The following is an 18,164-nucleotide window of genomic DNA, read 5'->3' on the forward strand; positions in this document are numbered from 1 at the left end:
CTGAAGGATCCTAACTCCCCGATCGCCCCACTACGCTCGGCGACTGTGCTGATTCTGCTGCCTCCGTCCGAGGGGAAGGCCGCGCGGGGCGACGGCCCGGCCCTCGACCTGCCCGGGCTGAGCTTTCCCGCTCTCGGCTCGCCCAGGGAGACCGTCCTGGACGCGCTCACCGAGCTGTGCCGGGACCCTGCCGCGCGGGACACCCTCGGCCTGTCGCCGGGACAGGCCGGTGAGGTCGGCAGGAACCTGCTCCTGCGGACCGCGCCGACGCTGGCCGCGGCCGACCTGTACACCGGCGTGCTCTACGACAACCTCGGCCTGGCCTCGCTGTCCCCCGAGGCGGCGGCGCGGGCCTCGGAGAGCCTGCTGATCTTCTCCGGCCTCTGGGGCCTGCTGCGGATCGGCGACCGCGTGCCGCCGTACCGGCTGTCGATGGGGGTGCGGCTGCCGCCGCTCGGCGGCCTGGGCGCCTTCTGGCGCCGGTCGGTCACGCCGCTGCTCGACGCCGAGCCGGGCCTGGTCGTGGACCTGCGCTCCAGCACGTACGCGGCGGCGTGGCAGCCGGGCGGGCGGGCGGTGGCGGTACGGGTGCTCAGGGACGGGAAGGTGGTCAGCCACATGGCCAAGGCCACCCGCGGTGTGATCGCCCGCTCCCTGCTCGAGGGGGGCGTCGATCCGGGGAGCCCCGAGGAGCTCGCCAAGGTTCTGGATCACCTGGGCCACTCCGTCACCCTCGGCGCGCCGCCCGCGGGGAAACGGCCGTGGACACTCGACGTCATGGTGTGATCCTCCGCGGGCGCGCCGGGGACGCGCCGGGGACGGGATCCGGCGTGTCCCGCCGCGCCTGAGGACCCCGGCCGGGTTCACGCCGCGACGAGGTGGAGCCGCCCGCAGGCCCGCTGGAACTGCTGGGCGGGATCTCCGAGGTAGGACCACGGCAACCGGCTGACCCTGCCTCCCGTCCGCATCAGGTGCCCGCGCGCGGGCCGCCGCAGGTCGGCGAGGTAGAAGGCGGCCCCGAACAGGTTGTGCGCCTCGACCGACCGGGGATGGCCGTCCCGGCCCGGCCAGCGACCCGAGTGCGAGACGACCTCGCGCAGCGCCTCGTCGGAGAACCAGCCGCCGCGCGACATCGGCGACCGCTCGGCGGCCACCCGCTCGAAGTGGGCCAACGGCATCAGGGACGCCATCGGATCCCCGTCCGGCGCCCGCGAGACGGCCTGCCTGGCGAACGCCAGCATCTCCTGGGCACTGCCGCCCCAGGCGGGGGACAGCATCATGAGCCGGGCCACGTTGGCCGGGAACAGCGTCGGATAACGGCGAACGGCCTCGTACCAGACCGCGTCCTTCTCCTGGCGCGGCCGGTCGAGACCGAGGTAGAGCCACATGATCGACTCCCAGGGCACCGGATCGGACGGCTCGAGCGACGCCGCGGTGAAAAGCGGCCCCCTGGCCGACTCCATCGCCTCCTGGAACGCCTGCACGCGCCGCGCCTGCACGGCCCGCGCCCTGACATCCGGCTTGATCGTCCAGGCTTCCTCGATGCGGGTGCGCCCGAGCCAGAGCCAGAGGTCGGGATTGGCCCGGTCGCGGGCCGCCAGCGCCTCTATGGCACGGCTGTGGCCGACGGCCGCCCTGGCCAGCGCCTCGACCCTGAGCGCGCGCCTCTCCGGATCGCCGCGGGCCGCGCCGATCGTGATCGGACCGGCCTCGAACGCCTTCCGGCGGACCGCGGCGACCGCGTCGTCGAGCATCGCGTCCGCCCACGGACGATCGACGATCACCCGCAGCCCCCGGGCGCGAATCCTGTCAGCCTCGGCCACACCCATGAGGCGGCAGCCTAGAAGCCCGTTTCACCCGACGTGCTACCGACCCGTTACACCGGCGTTAACGACAACGGGTCCGCACCGTACGGTGCGGACCCGTCGCCAGGAAGGCTCAGTCGAGATAGTCGCGCAGCACCTGCGACCGGGACGGGTGGCGGAGCTTGGACATCGTCTTGGACTCGATCTGCCGGATGCGCTCGCGCGTCACCCCGTAGACCTTGCCGATCTCGTCCAGCGTCTTCGGCTGACCGTCGGTCAGGCCGAAACGCATCGAGACCACGCCCGCCTCGCGCTCGGACAGCGTGTCCAGAACGGAGTGGAGCTGCTCCTGCAGAAGCGTGAAACTGACCGCGTCCGCGGGAACGATGGCCTCGGAGTCCTCGATGAGGTCACCGAACTCGCTGTCCCCCTCCTCACCCAGCGGGGTGTGCAGTGAGATCGGCTCGCGACCGTACTTCTGGACCTCGACGACCTTCTCGGGGGTCATGTCGAGCTCGCGCGCCAGCTCCTCCGGGGTGGGCTCGCGGCCCAGGTCCTGGAGCATCTGCCGCTGGACGCGGGCCAGCTTGTTGATCACTTCGACCATGTGGACCGGGATGCGGATGGTCCGCGCCTGGTCGGCCATGGCACGGGTGATCGCCTGCCGGATCCACCACGTGGCGTAGGTGGAGAACTTGTAGCCCTTGGTGTAGTCGAACTTCTCGACCGCGCGGATCAGGCCCAGGTTGCCCTCCTGGATCAGGTCCAGGAAGAGCATGCCGCGCCCCGTGTAGCGCTTGGCCAGCGAGACCACGAGGCGGAGGTTGGCCTCCAGCAGGTGGTTCTTGGCCCGGCGGCCGTCCTCGGCGATCCACTCCAGCTCGGCGCGGACGTCGACCGGGAGCTTCTCGCCGTCGGTGCCGAGCTGCTCCTCGGCGAACAGGCCGGCCTCGATGCGCTTGGCGAGCTCGACCTCCTGCTCGGCGTTGAGCAGCGGAACCTTGCCGATCTGCTTGAGGTAGTCCTTGACCGGGTCCGCGGTGGCACCGGCGGCGGCGACCTGGGGAACCGGGGCGTCATCGTCGTCGTCGGTGAGGATGAGGACCTCGTCCTCGTTCACCTCGACGGCCTCGACCTTGGGCTCCTCCTCGGCCTCGGCCTCCACCTCGACCTCGGCTTCGACCTCCACCTCCACCTCGACCTCGGCCACGGTCTCCAGGTCGAAGTCCTCGATCTCGACGTCCTCGAGGTCGATGACCTCGTCGTCGTCACCGGTGACCGGCTTCGGCGCGGACGCCGGAGCAGGGCCTCCGGCCTCGGACCCGGCCTTCTTCGGCGGCGGGGCGGGAACCGGCTTCTTGGCGGCCGGGGCGACCTTCTTGGCCGGGGCCGCCTTGGCGGGGGCCGCCGGCTTCTTGGCCGCGGTCGCGGCGGACTCGGAGCCGCTGACGACCGCGGTGACGGTCTCCGGCTGCTCCTTGGCCGCCGCGGCGGTCTTGGTCTTCTTGACGGCGGCGGGCGCGGCCGGGGCAGTGCGGCGCTTGGCGGGAGTGCGGGGCTTCTTGGGAGCCGCGGAGTCCTCGGCGGTCAGCCGTACTGTGATGCCCTCTTTGCTGAGGCTTCGCAGGATTCCAGCGACCTGCGCCATCGGAATGTCCGCTTCCTCGACGGCCTTGCGGACATCCTCGGACTCGAGGAACCCCTGCGAGCGCCCCCGCTCCATCAGCTGCTGAATGACGGGCTCGTTCAGCTCGGATGGCTTCGAGCGAGTCGAACTTGCAGGCGACACGAACACCTCTCGAAGGAAAGCGTGACGAGAATGGACCCAGATGCCCAACTAGGGGCAGTTTTACCTCTAGTTGTGATTAACGAGGCCGCGCGAACCGCGACGTACCTGTCCAGCATTGTGGCATGACACCGTGATCCATACGGCCGCCTCCTGGCGGTTGCCCTCCACCCTAGGCCGACCAAGAGAGTAGTGCGTACGGAAGCGAGGCACCGATACCCGAAAGCAACCGTTATGACTGTTTCATTCAGTCACTCTTCGTGGCGAGGGGAACGTGGATCGCGAGCACCGTGACGTCGTCATCCTGCTCATACCCGGACAGCATGCGATCGACAAGAAAATCTAGCAACATGTGGGGGCTTCCCACCACTTCGGCCGGCGCTTCGGTCACAACAGAGCAAAGATCGGCAAGTCCGGCATCGAGCCCACGCTTCCGGTTCTCCACCAGACCGTCCGAATACAGGACAGCGGTGTGGCCCGGCGGGACGCAGAACCTGAACTGCCGGCGGCTCGTGGGCCAGCCCAGCGGGGTGCCGGGCTCACCGTCGCACAGCAACGGCACGCCCTGCGGGGAGACCAGCAGGGGCGGCGGGTGGCCGGCGAGCGCCAGCGTGCCCTCTCCGGTTCCCGGCTCGACGACCATGTAGGCGAGGGTCGTGACCTGCTCCTCCTCCTCGGTGGCCTCGAAGACCCTGTCGAGGCCGGTGAGCACCGCCGCGGGCGGCGGGTTGGTCAGCGCCAGGGCCCGCATGGCGTTGCGGATACGGCCCATCCCGGCCGCGGCCTTGACGCCCTTGCCCATGACGTCGCCGACCACCGCCGCGACCCGGCCGTCCTGGAGCACGAACGCGTCGTACCAGTCGCCGCCGACCTGCACGTGGCGGCTTCCCGAACGGAACCGCTGGGCGAGGACCAGGCCCCGGACCACCGGCAGGCGGTCGGGCAGCAGGCTGCGCTGGAGCGTCTCGGCCGTGCGGTGCTCGCGCTCGAACAGGGTGGCCCGCTCCACGGCGAGGGCGCACTGCCCCGCGAGAGCCTCCAGGAACACCCCGTCCTCCTGGGAGATCTTCTGCGGGCGGGTGAAGGAGAACCTCAGCGCGCCGAGCGCGCGACCGGCGGCCAGCAGCGGCAGGCCCACCCAGGCCCGCTCGTCGCTGTGGGCGATGAATCCGGTGATGGCCTCGTTGTCGCCGCCCGCGTCGACCAGCTGGGACCGCAGGCTCTCCGGCGACTCGGCGAAGACCGGGCGCCGGCTGTTGACCGCCATGGTCATCACGCTGGAGTGCGACAGCGGGATCTCCTCCCCGGGCGCACCGGGGACGTCGGGGATGCCGCCGCTGTTGACCAGCTTCAGCGCGGCCCGGTCGACGTCGAGCAGCGCCACGGCCGAGCGGTCGGCCGCCAGCGCCGTACGGCCCACGTCGATGATGACCTGGACCACCTGCTCGACGGTGAGCGCCTCGGCGAGCATCGCCGTGGCGCCCTGCAGGCGCGCGGTCCGCAGGGCCGCGGCGCCGAGCTGGTCGGTCAGGCGGCCGCGCATCTCCTCGGCCTCGCGCTGCGGGGTGACGTCGGTGTTGGCGCCCACCCACTCGACGACCCGGTTGTGCCGGATGATCGGGACGGCGCGCACCTCGAAGTGCCGGTAGCCGCTGGCCCGGGTGCGGACCCGGTAGCTCCACTCGAACATGATCCGGCCGCGCAGCGCCTCGCGCCACGCCTCCTCCGTGTGCGGGCGGTCGTCGGGGTGGACGGCCTCCAGCCAGCCGTGGGTGAGGTATTCCTCGAGCCCCTGGCCGGTGATGGCCCGCCACTGCGGCGCGTCCTCCTCCACGACGCCGTTGGGAGCGGTGATCCACACGAGCTGGGACTGGGCCTCGACCAGCGAGCGGTAGCGCTCCTCGCTGCGCCTGAGGTCCTCCTCGACCTGCCTGCTGTCGGTGATGTCGACGCCGACCAGGCAGATCGCGCGGAGCGTGCCCTTGTCGTCGTGGATCGGGGAGAAGGTCAGCGACCAGTGGTGGGTCTGCCCGTCGGCGGTGCGCACGCGGATCCGCTGGTCGCCCTCGACCTCGGCCCCCGCGACGATGCCGCGCACCGAACCCTCGATCAGGGCGGTCAGGTCGGCGGAGAGCAACTCGCCGGGGGCCCGGCCGACCAGGCGCTCGGCGGGCAGGCCGACCACGTCGGCGAAGACCTCGTCGACGCGCTCGAAGCGGCCGTCGGGGTCGAAGAACGCGAAGGCGAACGGCGACTGCGACAGCAGGCCCTGCAGCAGGCCGGAGTCTGAGATGTCCACACCCGACTCCCGGGGACGGGGCACGGAGGTTTCGGCGCTCATGGTCGGCACCTCCGTCGCGTGCCAGGGTCTCCCACGAGGCACATCTCCAAACTTGCGAATTGGCGTAGCGCGGCTCCGGGGGACCGGATCCTGGAGTACATCATCGGCGATGGGCAGGTGCGGACGGAAGCCCCGCCCAGGATGCGGTCCGCGCACCCCGGGAACACCGCCGCTCCGATCACCGGAACCCTCGCACCGGCGCGAGGGGGCTCCCGCACGAGCGCCGACCGGCCGGCGTTGTGCCTCCGAACGTTTGCGGCCAGGACCATAGCAGGATCGGGCCGGACCGTCCCGGCAACTGCCCACCTCATCTCCGTCGGGCTTGCAGGCGAGATCAGGCTACTGACTCGCCGTCAATTCGGCTCCCTGTTCGGGGACACTCACTTACTCCGCTGTTGCAGGATTCAGTCAAGACACGGGGCCAGCTTTCCATATCACGGCGCCGAGGGTTGACACTCCCGAGATAAGTTGTGGAATGAAAACGCACGTCCTCGCCGACACATCCGGGGGATGCCCCCGGGAAACTCCGGAGGAATGCGACATCCATGCCCGTTCTCACCACCCGCTTCGCCGGGCCTTCCCCGACCTTCGCCGCGTCCTCGACGTCCTCGACGTCCTCGACGTCCTCGGCGCCCGCAGCGCCCGCAGCGCCCTCGACGGTCCTCCACGAGCCGGTGACCTCTCACCTGGCCGCCGAGTTCCTGACGGTTCCCGTCGACACCGTCGACAGATGCGTGGCCGACGTCTGCGCCTGTGCCGAGCATCTCGGCATCGAGGCGACGGCCGAGGTCGTCGAGCGCGTCGCCCGCGAGCATTTGCTCGCCCTCGTCAACTCCGCGCCGCCGCCCCGCGGTCCCCGGTAGCATCGGGAGCACCCGGCCGTCTTCTACGCACCGTTTGGACCGGGAATGCGAGAAGGTTGGGACGTGAGCGAGGGAAGCGAGCGGGCCAATCGACGCGGCGGCGTCCGCGCTGGGCTCGCGCGCCCGACGGGGGAGGCTGCTTGAGCCGGCGACATCGTCGAGACCTTAGGGAGAGCCAGTCCCCCGAGGCGGTCTTCTCCGAGATGTTGCTCGCCGCTCGCGAGCTGCTGGCCGTACGCAGCCCGCTGGACGCCGAGCTCATGGTCTCCGACATGGTCGGAGCCTGGTGGGGGCGCCGGCTGCGACGCGGGGACGCCGAGCAGGTCCTCGGCGAGGGCCTGGTCGACTACGCGGCCAAGGCCGGCTCGCCCGCCGCGCTCACCCTGCTGATCGCGCTGGCCTATCTCGGCACGGCCCGCCAGGCCGCCAAGGCGGAGGGCGCCGCGCTGGCGCTCATGGAGCGCGGCGTGGCCAGGCCCCGCTGGGCCGACCGGCTGGGCGTGGTCAAGACGAACGGCTGCTTCGTCTCCCGCGACGCGTACGGCGACCAGGACACCGTCGTGTGCACCTTCGGCTACCGGGGTGCCGACAGCGTCGAGGACCGGCACGCGCTGGTGGTGATCGTCGACTACAACATGCGCGGCATCGCCCGCGACGCCTGGGTCTCCTCGCACGTCGACAAGCTGCTGGAGCAGGCCAGGGCCGAGGCCGAGGGCAACCCGATGCTCAGGTTCGGGGAGATCGAGCCGCAGCAGGCCAGGGCGCTGCTCGAATCGGCCATGAAGGCCACCGCCGAGTACGGCCAGCGCAGGACGTCCGCGCCGGTCAGCGACAGCTACAGCGCCTACCACGCCTTCGCCAGGTCCCGGATCAAGGCGCTGCCGCCCGGCAGGAAGCGGCCGGCCCCGCTGCACAGCGAGGCCCCCTACAGCCGCGACCGCCGGGCGATGCTGGCGGCCGAGTTCCTCTCCTCGGACGCGGCCGAACACCTGTCCGACCCCTCGGCGGCCTCCCGGTGCGCCGACCACATCATCGACTACGGCTGCGACCAGGATTTCGGCCGCCCACTCCGGGTGAGCCCGACCAAGTGCGAGACGTTCCTCCTCGACTGGCTGCCGCGCAAGGTGATGCTCACCACCGCCGAGCAGGAGGCGGTGCCGCACGTGCTGGGCGCGTGGGCGCGGTTCGCCGCCGGCCGGACCGGCCTGCCCGACGAGGGGCTGCGGGCCACGCTCGACGCGGTCTGGGAGGCGACCGGCAAGTTCGCGGAGTCCTACCGCGACCCGACGACCTTCGGGCTCGACCGCGACCTGCTCGACCGGCTGCTGCCGGACGGCGACCTGTCGGCACTGGCCAGACGGGTGTTCGCGTTCCCTTTCCTGCAGGGCACGCACGGCGAGATCAAGCTCAGCCTGCTCAACCCGGCCGACGACACCGACCGGCGGATCCTGCTGGGCATCGACCACGCCGGTGAGCTCGACCGGCGCGACTACGACGAGCACCTCGCCTGGCACGAGGAGATCGCCGCCCGGCTCTGGGAGGGCGACCCGCCGCAGCTCTGGGAGGCGGCGCAGCGGCTGCTGGATCTGGGCCACGACCGGCACGACGTGCTGCACGTGCTGATCGAGATCGCCGAGCGCATCGGGGACGACCCCGAGGAACTGGCCATCGCCCTCGATGACATCGCGGACATTCCCGACGAACCTCCGGTGTAGGTGAGCCATGGTGATCGATCTCAACGCCGACCTGGGCGAGGGCTTCGGGATCTGGCGGCTGGGCGACGACGAGGCCCTGCTCGACATCGTGACCAGCGCCAACGTCGCCTGCGGGTTCCACGCGGGCGACCCGCTGACCATCCGCCGCACGTGCGCGGCGGCGGTCGACCGGGGGGTGGCGATCGGCGCCCAGGTCTCCTACCGGGATCTGGCCGGGTTCGGCCGCCGCGAGATGGACGTCGACCCCGAGGAGCTCTGCGCCGAGGTTCTCTACCAGCTGGGGGCGGTCGACGGCATCGCCAGGGCGATGGGCGGCCGGGTCTCCTACGTCAAGCCGCACGGCGCGCTGTACAACCGGATCTGCCGCGACCCCGAGCAGGCCGGGGCCGTCGTGGCAGCGGTCGCCGACTACGACCGGAGCCTGCCGCTGCTGACCCTGCCCGGTTCGGTCGTCCACGAGATCGCCGCCGGGGAGGGGGTCGCCACCGTCGTTGAGGCCTTCGCCGACCGCGCCTACACCGGCGCGGGAACCCTGGTCTCCCGCCGCTCCCCCGGCGCGGTGTTGCACGACCCGGCCACGGTCGCGAACCGGGTCGTGCGGATGGCGACCGAGCGGGTGGTCGAGGCGGTGGACGGCTCGCTGGTCCCCGTCGAGGCGCGCTCGATCTGCGTGCACGGCGACACCCCCGGCGCCGTGCTGATGGCCCGCGCCGTCCGCGACGGCTTGGTGGACGCCGGAGTGACGCTGAGGTCCTTCACGTGAGGATCCGGCGGGCCGGGGAGCACGCGCTGCTGGTGGAGACCGGCTCGCTGGAGGTCTCCCACCGGCTGGACGCCCTGCTGCGGGCCGACCGGCCCTCCGGGGTGGTCGAGATCGTGCCCGGCCCCGTCACGGTCCTCGTCACCGCGCCGGGAGCCGACCCGGCGCGCCTGCGGGAGGAACTCTCCCGCCTGCTGGACACGGCGTCCGCCGCGGACGCGACGGTGGCCGCGGACGCGCCCGAGGTGGTCCTTCCCGTCGTGTACGACGGCGCCGACCTCGACGACGTCGCCGCGCTGAGCGGGCTCTCCCCCGGGGAGGTGGTCGAGCGGCACACCGCGCGGGAGCTGGTGGTGGGCTGGTTGGGCTTCGCCCCCGGGTTCGCCTACCTCACGGGGCTGGACCCGGCGCTGCACGTCCCCCGGCTGGACACCCCGCGGACCTCGGTGCCCGCCGGGGCGGTGGCGGTCGCCGGCCCCTACTCGGCGGTCTACCCCTCTGCCTCCCCCGGCGGCTGGCGGCTGCTCGGCCGCTCCGCGACCGCGGTGTGGGACGTGGCCGCCGAGCCGCCCGCCCTGCTCACCCCGGGGACGCGGGTGCGGTTCCTGGCGGTCGGTGAGCCATGATCGAGGTGATCGCTCCGGGGCCGTACGCCACCGTGCAGGATCTCGGGCGGCCGGGGTACGCCCATCTCGGGGTGCCCCGCTCGGGTGCGGCGGACGAGCCGAGCCTGCGGCTGGCCAACCGCCTGGTCGGCAACCCGGAGGGGGCCGCGGGGATCGAGCTCACCCTCGGCGGCGCCCGGCTGCGCCTCACCGCCGGGGCCTGGATCGCCGTCACCGGTGCGGCGTGCCCTGTGGACCTCGTACGGCCGCGCGCGGCGGTCCCGGGCGGAAGGGCCCTGACCGCCGCGGGCCGGGCGCCCACGGCCGGGGTGTCCGCGGGCGGGGCCTCTCCCGGCGGGGCGTCCGCCGGCGAGGCGATCCGGCGCGTGACGGTCTCTCAGGGGATGTGCGCGCCCTTCTGGGTCCCGGCGGGCGGCGAGCTGTGTCTGGGCATGCCCGGGGCCGGCCTGCGCACCTACGTCGCCGTCCGGGGCGGTGTGGAGGCGCCCGCCACGATGGGCAGCCGATCGACCGACTCGCTCTCCGGGCTCGGCCCGGCCCCGCTCGCCACCGGGACGGTCCTGCCGGTGGGGCCGACCGGCGGCCTGCCGCCGATCACCGTGGACGCGGCGCCCCGGCCGGGACCGGGGACGGGTGTCCTGCGGGTCCTGCCCGGCCCCCGGGACGACTGGTTCGCCCCCGGAGCCCTGGCCGCCCTGTGCGCGGAGCCGTACGAGGTCAGCCAGGACAGCAACCGGGTGGGCGTGCGAATGCGCGGCGCCCGCCTGGAACGTGCCCGGGAGGGGGAGCTGCCCAGCGAGGGCATGGTGGCCGGGGCGGTGCAGGTGCCGCCCAGCGGCCAGCCGATCGTGTTCCTCGCCGACCATCCGCCGACCGGCGGCTACCCGGTCATCGCCGTCCTGACCTCGGCGAGCCTCGCCGGGGCCGCCCAGCTCCGCCCCGGCGACCGGGTGCGCTTCCGCCTCGCCTGACCGCCGGGCGGACGGCCCCCGCCGGGCGTGCGGCGGTCCGGTGCCGATGAGTCGCCGGCGAGCCACGGTGATGCGGCGTCGCGGGCTTCGCCCGGCGGACCGGGTCAGCGCAGGAGGGCGGAGACCCGTTCGATCTCGGCGGCGAGGGCGGCGGCGGGGACCTCTTCCAGGAGATCAACCGCGATCTTCCCGTCCTTCGCCTCCCAGACCCCGGCCACCCGGCCCCGGTGGATCACGACCGGGGAGATCCAGCCGGCGGCCCGGCTGACCTTCGCCCTCGCCTCGGCGGGCAGGAGGGGCTCCAGGTCGCGCGGGGCGGCCAGGATGTACTGGTCGAAGCCGGGCAGGAGGTGGACCCCGGTGGCGGGCCGGGTCACGGCCAGGTCGTCGAGGTGCTCGGCGAGCACGACCATCGGCCGGCCGTCCACCTCGATCTCGGCCAGCTCGGGGGTGAGGTCGCGGAACCAGCCGCGCAGCGTCGCCTTGCGGACGGCCCCCCGGTAGAGCCAGCCGTCGAACGTCTCGGGGGCGCCGGGGCCGTGGGCGCCGAGGAAGGAGCGGAGCAGGCGCACCCCGCCCTCCTCCGCCGTGGGAAGCTCCCCTGGCCAGCCGGGCACCTGGTCGCGGGGGCCGGCGAAGGTCACCCTGCCCTCGCGCGGCGGGCCGTAGCAGAGCTCGCCGAGGAAGCTCAGCGGCTTGAGCAGGGCGCCCCAGCCGGAGGTGAGCGCCTCCCGCAGGTGGGCGTCGCCGGTGATCTCGATGACCCCGTCGACCAGCTCCTCTCGGGTGAGGACGCGGCCCGCGAGCGCCTTGGGCGCGGCGTCGAGGATGGCGGCGACCTCGGCGGCGGTGACGCCGTGGCCGCGCTGCCAGGAGCCCTTGTCCCAGGTGCGGAACGAGCCGAGAACGGCCGCGTAGGAGGCCAGCTCGTCGGCGGGGACGAGGTGCAGGGTGCCGCGCGCCGTCCAGGTCTTGACCAGGCTGCGGTCTCGCCACAGCGCGCGGTCGATCTCACCGGGATCCGGCCGCGCGCTCCGCACGGCCACCGCCAGGGCGGCGGAGGAGGCCACCTGCGCCTGCACCCCGGCGAGTCTCCGCACCACGGACACCGCGTCGGGCCCGTCGGCCGGGTCGACGAACTGCCGCCTCAGCCGCCAGGCGAGCACCTGGGGCCAGGTCACCGAGATAGCCATGACCGACTTCTACACCGCGCCCCCGACAGAACGCGGCCCGCCGGGGACAGGGGACTACCGGACGAAGCCGATGTCCTGATAGCGCAGGTCGTGGAAGCCGCGGGCGCCGAAGTTGGCGAGGGTGTTCTTGACCGCGACGTTCTGCGGTCTCTGGTAGAGCGTCACCACGTTGACCTCCTGCCAGATGAGCCTGTCCGCCGCGTTGGTGTCGGCGATGGCCTTGGCGTCGTCGAGGTCGGCGGTCGCCCTGTTCATCGCGGCGTCGATCCTCGGGGAGCCGATGCGGCCGAGGTTGGCGTTCCACTGCCGGGTGCCGTCGGGGCGCATGACGGCGTCGGCGTACTGGCCGTAGGAGCTGGAGACGGGAAAGGGCGTGCCCACGTACGCGAACGCGGTGATGTCGTAATTGCCGGGAATTACGTATTTAGTGAAGTAGTCGTCCCCGGGCACCGACTGCAGGGTGACCCCGACACCGATCCGGCCGAGCATGTCCTGGACGAGCTCGGCCTCGGACTTGGCGACCTGCAGGCCGGACGGCAGGACGAAGCGCAGGTTCAGCTCCCTGCCGTCCTTCCTGCGGGTCCGACCCTCCAGTTTCCAGCCCGCGGCGTCCAGCTCCTGCCCGGCCCTGCCGGGGTCGTACGTCCCGATCTCACCGGCGTTGTCCCGGTAGCCCTCCTGGGTGTTCATGAAGAAGTGGTTGTTGAGCAGGACGATCGGCCAGTCGAGGCCCTGGAGGTCCGACTGCGCGATGGCCTGGCGGTTGATACCCATCGCGACGGCCCTGCGGATCTTCGGGTCGGACAGGACGGCGCTCTCGCCGTTCATCGTGATGTGCCGGAAGTCGGGTCCGGCCGCCTGCCGCACGATCGCGTCCGGGGTGCTCTTGGCCCGCGCGTAGTCGGGCGCGGACGGGCCGACGTCGAAGGTGTCGAGCTCGCCGTTGCTGAAGGCGCCGACCAGCGCGTCGCTCTCCAGGGACCGGTAGATGATCCGGTCCAGCTTGGCCCGCTCGCCCCACCAGCGGTCGTCCCTCGCGAGGGTGACGGTCTTGGCGGTGGGGTCGAACGCGGCGAACGCGAACGGGCCCGCGGTGACCGGGACGCGGTTCAGCCAGGCGTTGTTGAACGCCTCCGGGGTGGCGTTGGTGCTCCGGGGGTACAGCGGCGCGAACAGCGACTGCCAGTCGCCGAAGGGCTTGGCGAAGGTCACCACGACCTGGTGGTCGTCCCTGCCCCTGACGACCTTCTCGATGTCCCGGTAACCGGTGGTGCTCGCCACCCGGTAGCCGGAGTCGTGGCCGTTCAGCGCCTGCCACTGGGCGCGGTAGTCCTCCCAGGTGATCGGGGTGCCGTCGGACCATCTGGCGCGCGGGTTGAGGGTCAGCGTGACGACCTGGTCGGGCTTGCGCGCGGTGACCCTGCCCTCGGACAGGTAGTCGGTGTTCGGAGAGATCTGCCCCTTGGCGTCGGAGCGGAAGGGGGAGGGCATGAGGGCGTCCATGACCTTCTTGACCGTCGCCAGGTTGCCGTCGATGTGGTTGAGGTTCCAGTTGGACGGATACTCGTTGAGTCCCCAGCGGAGCACGCCCCCGTCCGCGACCCGGTCTCGGGCGACCGGGTTGATGTCGTAGGCCCTGACCGCCGAGGCGGGCCCGCCCGGCGTCCCGCCGCCCCCGCTCCCGCCCCCGCATCCGGCGAGCCCCGGCACCAGGGCCAGGGCCACGGCCAGCGCGGCGGCGAACGCGCCCACGCGCGGGATTGATATCACGGTGTTCCTCCCGGGGCATACGAATGGGCGTGCGAACGGACGTGCGGGTGCGCGTACGAATGACGGGCGACCGGTCCGGTCCCGGCGTGCGGCCGGGCACCCGGCCGGGTGTGAACGGGCGCGCGACCGGGTGGTGGACGGGTGCTCGAACGGGCGCGCGACCGGGTCATACGGCGTCGATCCTCTCGGCGAAGTGACACGAGACGCCGTGGTCGTCCCCCAGCTGCCGCACCTGGGGCTCCTCGTCCACGCAGCGCCGCCTGACGGTCTCGTCGAGCGCCTTGAACAGGGGGCAGCGCGTGCGGAAGCGGCACCCCGAGGGAGGGTCGGCCGGGCTGGGCAGGTCCCCCTCCAGCAGGACACGCCTCCTGGAACGCTCCAGCACCGGGTCCGGCAGCGGGATCGCCGACAGCAGGGCCCGCGTGTAGGGATGCATCGGGGTGTCGTAGACCCCGCCGGCCCGGCCGATCTCGGCGATCCTTCCCAGGTACATGACCGCGACCCGGTCGGCGATGTGCCGGACCACGGCCAGGTCGTGCGCCACGAACAGGTACGACAGGCCCAGGCGGGTCCTCAGCTCCTCCAGCAGGTTGAGCACCCCCGCCTGGATGGACACGTCGAGTGCCGAGACCGGCTCGTCCAGCACGACCAACCGGGGCTCCAGGGCGAGGGCGCGGGCGATGCCGACGCGCTGGCGCTGGCCCCCGGAGAAGTCCTGCGGGTAGCGGGCGGCGTGGCCGGGCTCCAGCCCGACCAGGCCGAGCAGCTCGCCGATCCTCGGCCCCGGGTCCCGGCGGCCGTGCGCGCGCAGCGGCTCGGCGAGGATGTCGTAGACGGTCATCCTCGGATCGAGCGAGGCCAGCGGATCCTGGAAGACGACCTGCATGTCGCGCCGCACGGCCATCCGGTCGCGGGCGCCCATCCGCGAGGTGTCGCGACCAAGCACCACGATCCTGCCGCGCTGCGGCGCGGCCAGCTCCAGGATCTCCATCAGGGTGGTCGTCTTGCCGCAGCCCGACTCGCCGACCAGGCCGAGCGTCTCGCCCCCGCGGACGTCGAAGCCGACGCCGTCCACCGCGCGGACCGTGCCGACCCGCCGCCGCAGGAGCGTCCCCTTGACCAGGGGGTAGTGCTTGACCAGGTCCTCGACCGCCAGGACCACGTCGCGCTCGTCACGCGGGCGCGGCGGCCCCTCGACGGCGGGAGCGGCCGGGCCGGCCGCGGTGACCGCGGTGACCGCGGTGACCGGGGCGGCCGGGGCGGCCGGGTCACCGGGGCGCCGGGTGAGACGTGCCGCGGGGCCGCGCATGCCGTAGACCTGGGCGGGTGACCAGCCCGCCGCCTCGATCTCTCCGGAGCGCAGGCACGCCGCCAGGTGGCCGGGCGAGCCCACCGGCTCCGGTTCCGGCTCGGCCTCGGCGCACTCCGGGACGGAGATCGGGCAGCGCGGCTCGAACGGGCAGCCCGGCGGCAGCGCCGCCGGTGACGGCGGGCTGCCCTCGATGGGCACCAGCGGCTGCTCCCGGCCGCGGTCGAGGCGCGGGATCGAGGCGAGCAGTCCCATGGTGTACGGCATGCGGCTGCGGTAGTAGACCTCGTCCACCGGGCCGACCTCGACGGGACGCCCGGCGTACATGACGAGGACCCGGTCGGCGAACCCGGCCACCACCCCCAGGTCGTGGGTGATGATGACGATCGCCGCGCCGGTCTCGCGCTGCGCCGTCTTCAGCACCTCCAGCACCTGCGCCTGGATGGTCACGTCGAGTGCGGTGGTCGGCTCGTCGCAGAGGATCACGTCGGGGTCGTTGGCGATCGCCATCGCGATCACCGCGCGCTGGCGCATGCCGCCGGAGAACTCGTGCGGGAACGCCCTGGCCCGCTGCGCGGCGTTGGGGATGCCGACCAGGTCGAGCAGCTCGACGGCGCGCCTGGCGGCCTGGCCGGCGCTCACCCGCTGGTGCACGCGGATCGCCTCGGCGACCTGGTCGCCGACCCGGTAGACGGGGGTGAGCGCGGAGAGCGGGTCCTGGAAGACCATCGAGACGGTCTTGCCGCGGAACGCGGTGAGCGTCCGCTCCGGGGCGCCCAGGATCTCCTGCCCGAGCAGCCGCACCGAGCCGGTGACGCGTGCGTGCGCCGGGAGCAGGCCCATCACGGCCAGCGAGGTGACCGACTTGCCGGAGCCGGACTCCCCAACGACACCGAGCACCTCGCCGGGACGGACCGCGTACCCCATGCCCCTTACCGCGCGGACCGCGCCGGGACCCGAGCCGAAGGTGACGTCGAGGTCGCGCACCTCGAGCACGGGGGGGACCGGGTCCGGCGCGGCCGCGCGCCCGCCGGTCCCGTGGATCCGGGATGTCGCGCCCGAGGGCCGCTCGCTCGTCACCGGTCACCCTCCCCGGTGGGACGTGGGGTCGAAGGCGTCGCGCAGCGAGTCGCCGACCAGATTCACCGCGAGCACGGTGACGATCAGCAGGCCCGCGCAGAACCAGAACGTCCAGGGGGCGTAGAGGGCCGTCTGCGCGCCGTCGGCGATGAGGCTGCCCAGCGAGACGTCGGGCGGCTGGATGCCGAACCCGAAGTAGGACAGGGACGTCTCGGTGAGGATCGCGGTGCTGACGTTGAGCGTGGCGTCGACGACCAGCAGCGAGGACATGTTGGGGATCACGTGCCGGAAGACGATCCTCGTCGGGGGCACGCCCATGAACCTGGCCGCGTGGATGAACTCCCGCTCCCTGAGCGAGATGGTCATGCTCCGGACGATCTTCGAGGTGACCATCCAGAGAAAGAGCGCCAGCACCAGCACGAACACCGGCCACTGCCCCCCGGTGAAGAGCGGGGACATGATCGCCAGGATCAGGAAGGCCGGGAGCACCAGCAGCAGGTCGGTCAGCCAGGTCAGCGCCCGGTCGGTCCAGCCTCCGAAGTATCCGGCGAAGGCTCCCACCACGGCCGCGAGCGCGGTGCCGACCACCGCGGCGAGCAGGCCGACGATCAGGGACCTCTGCATGCCGCGCAGCGTGACCGCGTACACGTCGGCGCCGGTCTGCAGGGTTCCCCACCAGTGCTCGGCGGAGGGCGGCGCGAGGAAGGCCGTGTAGTCCTTCGAGGCGTACGTCCAGCGGGTGAGGTGGGGCCCGGCGAAGGCGAGCAGGAAGATCAGCACGAGCAGCGCGAAGCCGGTCCTGCCCCGGCCCGAGCGCAGGAGGCGGCCCATGACCACCCGCAGCCGCGAGGGCGCCTTGATCCTGTCGACGGACGCCTGCTGTTCGGCGAGTTCCTCGTCGGCGATGGTCATCTCCGGCTCACCCCACCCGGACGCGCGGGTCGAGGACGGCGTGCAGCACGTCGGAGGCGAGCGAGGCCAGCAGCACGGCCAGCGCGGCGAAGCAGCTGATCGCCGCGACGGTGTTGACGTCGTTGGTGGAGATCGAGTCGACCAGCTGCTCCCCCATGCCGTGCCAGCCGAAGATCTTTTCGGTGAAGGTGGTGCCGACCAGCAGCGACCCGAAGGTGAAGGCGAAGTAGGTGACCGCCGGGATCAGCGCGGTGCGCAGCGCGTGCCGGGTCAGCGCGGCGCGGCGGCTCAGCCCCTTGGCCATGGCCGTGCGGATGAAGTCGGCGCCGAGCACGTCGAGCATCATGTTGCGCTGGTAGCGGCTGTAGACGGCGACCAGTCCGAGCGACAGCGACAGCGTGGGCAGGGCCAGGTGCCGGATCCGGTCGAGCGCGGCGGCGCCGAACCCTCCCTGCAGGCCGGGGGTCGCCTCGCCGCTGACGAGGAGGATCTGGGTGCCGGCCGCCTCGTTGAGCCGGATCGCGGCGATGATCAGCATGTTGGCCAGCACCACCGTGGGGACCGCGAGGACGACGAAGGACAGGCCGGTCGACAACCGGTCGAAGAGGCCGTACTGCCGGACCGCGGCGTAGGCGCCGATGAGCACGCCGGTGACGCTGCCGAGGATCAGCCCGATCGTGATCAGGCGCAGCGTGACGCCGATCCGGCGCCCGAGGTCGTCGCCGACCGAGCCTCCGGCCACCGTCTTGCCGAAGTCGCCGCGCGCGAGACCGCCCGCCCAGGTCAGGTAGCGCTCGAACAGCGGGGTGCGGTCGTTCAGGTTGAGGTCGGTGAGGCGCGCGTCGACGACGGCCGGGGGGATCGGGGGGTTGCGGCCCTCGTAGTTGGATCGCGGGTTGAGGGCGGAGGCGGCCAGCATGTAGGCCAGGCTGGTGGCCACGACGATCAGCACCAGGTAGTTGAGCAGCCTGCGGGCAAGGAATCCCGCCATCTTTCCTCCTCCGGAGCCCCGCCGCTGTCAGTGACCATCTTG

14 protein-coding genes are annotated in these 18,164 nt (G+C 72.5%); 6 read left to right on the plus strand and 8 right to left on the minus strand.

Translation table 11 applies throughout. The annotated features are described in order from the left end of the window. The first annotated feature begins 45 nt into the window (after positions 1–45). Positions 46–786: a YaaA family protein gene (locus tag ACVCAG_RS10240; protein ID WP_447189766.1), complete on the plus strand. Its 741-nt coding sequence runs from the start codon at positions 46–48 to the stop codon at positions 784–786. A 77-nt stretch (positions 787–863) separates the two neighbouring features. Here ACVCAG_RS10240 and ACVCAG_RS10245 read toward each other — a convergent pair whose 3' ends face one another. The 3 genes from ACVCAG_RS10245 to ACVCAG_RS10255 all read right to left on the minus strand — a co-directional run bounded on the left by ACVCAG_RS10245 (position 864) and on the right by ACVCAG_RS10255 (position 5,932). After that, on the minus strand, positions 864–1,829 hold the full coding sequence (locus tag ACVCAG_RS10245; RefSeq protein ID WP_440085135.1) for a hypothetical protein: 966 nt from the start codon (positions 1,827–1,829) through the stop codon (positions 864–866). A 109-nt stretch (positions 1,830–1,938) separates the two neighbouring features. Beyond that, positions 1,939–3,594, minus strand: coding sequence for an RNA polymerase sigma factor (locus ACVCAG_RS10250; protein ID WP_440085136.1), 1,656 nt, complete (start codon positions 3,592–3,594; stop codon positions 1,939–1,941). Positions 3,595–3,838: 244 nt separating this feature from the next. Then, complete coding sequence (locus tag ACVCAG_RS10255; RefSeq protein WP_447189767.1) at positions 3,839–5,932, minus strand: SpoIIE family protein phosphatase; 2,094 nt, start codon at positions 5,930–5,932, stop codon at positions 3,839–3,841. 545 nt (positions 5,933–6,477) lie between these two features. Here ACVCAG_RS10255 and ACVCAG_RS10260 point away from each other — a divergent pair. The 5 genes from ACVCAG_RS10260 to ACVCAG_RS10280 all read left to right on the plus strand — a co-directional run bounded on the left by ACVCAG_RS10260 (position 6,478) and on the right by ACVCAG_RS10280 (position 10,867). Then, positions 6,478–6,795, plus strand: coding sequence for a hypothetical protein (locus ACVCAG_RS10260; protein WP_447189768.1), 318 nt, complete (start codon positions 6,478–6,480; stop codon positions 6,793–6,795). Between the two features lie 203 nt (positions 6,796–6,998). Beyond that, a complete protein-coding gene (locus tag ACVCAG_RS10265; RefSeq protein ID WP_440064782.1) occupies positions 6,999–8,510 on the plus strand; it encodes a hypothetical protein in 1,512 nt (503 codons plus the stop codon). A 7-nt stretch (positions 8,511–8,517) separates the two neighbouring features. Further along, a complete protein-coding gene (locus tag ACVCAG_RS10270) occupies positions 8,518–9,273 on the plus strand; it encodes a LamB/YcsF family protein (RefSeq protein WP_447189769.1) in 756 nt (251 codons plus the stop codon). Continuing rightward, positions 9,270–9,896: a 5-oxoprolinase subunit B family protein gene (locus tag ACVCAG_RS10275; protein ID WP_447189770.1), complete on the plus strand. Its 627-nt coding sequence runs from the start codon at positions 9,270–9,272 to the stop codon at positions 9,894–9,896. The genes ACVCAG_RS10270 and ACVCAG_RS10275 overlap by 4 nt, the downstream gene beginning before the upstream one ends. Next, positions 9,893–10,867: a 5-oxoprolinase subunit C family protein gene (locus tag ACVCAG_RS10280; protein ID WP_447189771.1), complete on the plus strand. Its 975-nt coding sequence runs from the start codon at positions 9,893–9,895 to the stop codon at positions 10,865–10,867. The genes ACVCAG_RS10275 and ACVCAG_RS10280 overlap by 4 nt, the downstream gene beginning before the upstream one ends. A 104-nt stretch (positions 10,868–10,971) precedes the next feature. Here the strand turns inward: ACVCAG_RS10280 and ACVCAG_RS10285 are convergent, their stop codons facing one another. The 5 genes from ACVCAG_RS10285 to ACVCAG_RS10305 form a co-directional block, all read right to left on the minus strand. Beyond that, a complete protein-coding gene (locus ACVCAG_RS10285) occupies positions 10,972–12,060 on the minus strand; it encodes a DNA glycosylase AlkZ-like family protein (protein WP_447189772.1) in 1,089 nt (362 codons plus the stop codon). Between the two features lie 54 nt (positions 12,061–12,114). Further along, a complete protein-coding gene (locus tag ACVCAG_RS10290; RefSeq protein WP_440085144.1) occupies positions 12,115–13,812 on the minus strand; it encodes an ABC transporter substrate-binding protein in 1,698 nt (565 codons plus the stop codon). 184 nt (positions 13,813–13,996) lie between these two features. Further along, a complete protein-coding gene (locus tag ACVCAG_RS10295) occupies positions 13,997–16,219 on the minus strand; it encodes a dipeptide ABC transporter ATP-binding protein (protein ID WP_440085145.1) in 2,223 nt (740 codons plus the stop codon). A 3-nt stretch (positions 16,220–16,222) separates the two neighbouring features. Further along, positions 16,223–17,131 (minus strand): ABC transporter permease subunit, encoded by a 909-nt coding sequence (locus ACVCAG_RS10300; protein WP_440085146.1) that lies wholly within the window; start codon positions 17,129–17,131, stop codon positions 16,223–16,225. A 7-nt stretch (positions 17,132–17,138) separates the two neighbouring features. Further along, positions 17,139–18,122 (minus strand): ABC transporter permease subunit, encoded by a 984-nt coding sequence (locus ACVCAG_RS10305; RefSeq protein WP_440085147.1) that lies wholly within the window; start codon positions 18,120–18,122, stop codon positions 17,139–17,141. Positions 18,123–18,164: the final 42 nt, after the last annotated feature.

The organism is Streptosporangium sp. G12 (assembly GCF_052983175.1).

Excerpts from the sequence above, each read along its gene's own strand:
- ACVCAG_RS10245 (WP_440085135.1), bottom strand. The coding sequence starts at position 1,829 with ATGGGTGTGGCCGAGGCTGACAGGATTCGCGCCCGGGGGCTGCGGGTG.
- ACVCAG_RS10255 (WP_447189767.1), bottom strand. The coding sequence starts at position 5,932 with ATGAGCGCCGAAACCTCCGTGCCCCGTCCCCGGGAGTCGGGTGTGGAC.
- ACVCAG_RS10260 (WP_447189768.1), top strand. The coding sequence starts at position 6,478 with ATGCCCGTTCTCACCACCCGCTTCGCCGGGCCTTCCCCGACCTTCGCC.
- ACVCAG_RS10265 (WP_440064782.1), top strand. The coding sequence starts at position 6,999 with ATGTTGCTCGCCGCTCGCGAGCTGCTGGCCGTACGCAGCCCGCTGGAC.
- ACVCAG_RS10270 (WP_447189769.1), top strand. The coding sequence starts at position 8,518 with ATGGTGATCGATCTCAACGCCGACCTGGGCGAGGGCTTCGGGATCTGG.
- ACVCAG_RS10280 (WP_447189771.1), top strand. The coding sequence starts at position 9,893 with ATGATCGAGGTGATCGCTCCGGGGCCGTACGCCACCGTGCAGGATCTC.
- ACVCAG_RS10285 (WP_447189772.1), bottom strand. The coding sequence starts at position 12,060 with ATGGCTATCTCGGTGACCTGGCCCCAGGTGCTCGCCTGGCGGCTGAGG.
- ACVCAG_RS10300 (WP_440085146.1), bottom strand. The coding sequence starts at position 17,131 with ATGACCATCGCCGACGAGGAACTCGCCGAACAGCAGGCGTCCGTCGAC.
- ACVCAG_RS10305 (WP_440085147.1), bottom strand. The coding sequence starts at position 18,122 with ATGGCGGGATTCCTTGCCCGCAGGCTGCTCAACTACCTGGTGCTGATC.